This is a genomic window from Dietzia sp. CW19 (genome assembly GCF_014145265.1).
GTDB lineage: Bacteria > Actinomycetota > Actinomycetes > Mycobacteriales > Mycobacteriaceae > Dietzia > Dietzia natronolimnaea.
In genome coordinates this window covers 1-1000 of the sequence record NZ_JAALEE010000504.1, presented here as the reverse complement: position 1 = coordinate 1000, position 1000 = coordinate 1, and the positions used below count along the sequence as shown (strand labels likewise).

Genomic DNA, 1000 nt, shown 5'->3' with positions numbered 1-1000 from the left:
GCGTACGCCGGGCCGGCGGACCTGTGTCCGGGCCGGTTCGGCATCCCCGTTCCGTCCGCGGCGCCGGAGGGACCGGACCGGATCGCCGAGGCCGATCTCGTGTTCGTGCCCTCGGTGGCCGTCGACCGCACCGGCACCAGGCTCGGCCGAGGGGGCGGCTACTACGACCGCACGCTCGCGCTCGCCCGGCCGGACACCCGGTTGCTGGCGGTCCTGGATCCGGAGGACGTGCTCGACCATGTCCCGTCCGAGCCGCACGACCGACCCGTGACCGGGGTCGTCACCCCTGACGGAGTCCTCGACTTTTAGCACCTGGCACTCGGGAGGGTAGAGTGCCAGTCGATATCCGACTCTGCCCCGGAGGCCAGATGCCCACCTATTCGTACCGGTGCCGCGACTGCGACGTCGCCTTCGACATCCAGCAGTCCTTCACCGAGGACTCGCTCACTGTCTGCCCGAAGTGCGACGGTGGGCTGCGGAAGTTGTTCAACACCGTCGGCGTGGTCTTCAAGGGTTCAGGCTTCTACCGCACGGACAGCCGCGCCGCCGGGTCGGGGTCCACGACCGGGGGCGGCTCAGGAAAGTCGTCTTCCGGCACGTCCGGCTCCGGTTCATCGGGTTCCGGCTCGTCCGGTTCGGGCTCGTCGGCGGGGGCGACGTCCGGCTCGAGCGCCGGTTCGTCGGCGGGCTCGGCCTCGTCGTCGAGCTCGGGTTCGTCGAGCTCCGCGTCCGGCTCGTCGTCGTAGCGGGTATCCGTCCCGCCCTCTCCACAGGGCCCCGCTCCTCCACAGGTTCCCGTCCGGCCCCCGGCACGCGGCCCGGCGCGCTCCCGTCGTCCCGATACGGTCTCTCCCACACCGCGCTTACCGGCAGCGTGCCGACCGACGGGGGACCCAGTTGCGCCGAATCCTCACGTCTCCGACGGCCCCGCGGGGTTGGCGGCGTCGACGTGCCGCCCGCATCGCCCTGGCCGCCGCCTTGGTGATGGCCGCGCCCTTCG

Annotated in this window: 2 protein-coding genes; both read left to right on the top strand. The window is 72.1% G+C overall.

Annotation, left to right across the window (positions count from 1 at the left end; translation table 11 throughout):
- On the top strand, window positions 1–309 hold a 309-nt coding region (locus G6021_RS14355), incomplete at its 5' end, for a 5-formyltetrahydrofolate cyclo-ligase (RefSeq protein WP_277817956.1).
- Between the two features lie 59 nt (window positions 310–368).
- Window positions 369–746 (top strand): FmdB family zinc ribbon protein, encoded by a 378-nt coding sequence (locus G6021_RS14350; RefSeq protein WP_182641565.1) that lies wholly within the window; start codon window positions 369–371, stop codon window positions 744–746.
- Window positions 747–1000: the final 254 nt, after the last annotated feature.

Coding starts and splice junctions, on each gene's coding strand:
- G6021_RS14350 (WP_182641565.1), top strand. CDS start 369: ATGCCCACCTATTCGTACCGGTGCCGCGACTGCGACGTCGCCTTCGAC.